This is a genomic window from Yersinia thracica (assembly GCF_902170565.1).
Lineage (GTDB): Bacteria > Pseudomonadota > Gammaproteobacteria > Enterobacterales > Enterobacteriaceae > Yersinia > Yersinia thracica.
Genome location: NZ_CABHXX010000039.1, coordinates 1 through 355, shown reverse-complemented (window position 1 = coordinate 355; position 355 = coordinate 1). Strand labels below are relative to the sequence as shown.

Sequence of the window (355 nt, the reverse complement as noted above, 5' to 3'; positions counted from 1 at the left end):
AATTGCTGATTATGGTGAAGATTTAGGCGTGACCGCGGCAGCCATAGCGTTAGACGAAGGAGTGCCTACGGTGGAAGTAGTACTCAATATTATTCACCGACTCACTGAACCCGTAATACCTACGTTTAAAATAAATGATATTCCACTGAACATCCCACCCCAGGCTAATTGTCAGCGTTACAACACGTTATTAAAAGGGATACCAAATGCAACGTCATGACTGTATTGAAATACTTAAACAATTAAAGCTTACAGCCATGGCTGAAAACTTTGATGATGTAGTTATTGATGGTATACGCCGTAAGCGCTCTACGATGGATATTATTGGAAATTTATTAACCACAGAGCAAACACA

General features: G+C 40.0%; 2 pseudogenes. Both read left to right on the top strand.

The annotated features are described in order from the left end of the window. A pseudogene (locus FTA91_RS05785) lies at nucleotides 1-220 on the top strand (IS21 family transposase); the annotation flags it as partial. Continuing rightward, a pseudogene (locus FTA91_RS05780) lies at nucleotides 207-355 on the top strand (IS21-like element ISYen2A/ISYen2B family helper ATPase IstB); the annotation flags it as partial. The pseudogenes FTA91_RS05785 and FTA91_RS05780, both read left to right, overlap by 14 nt.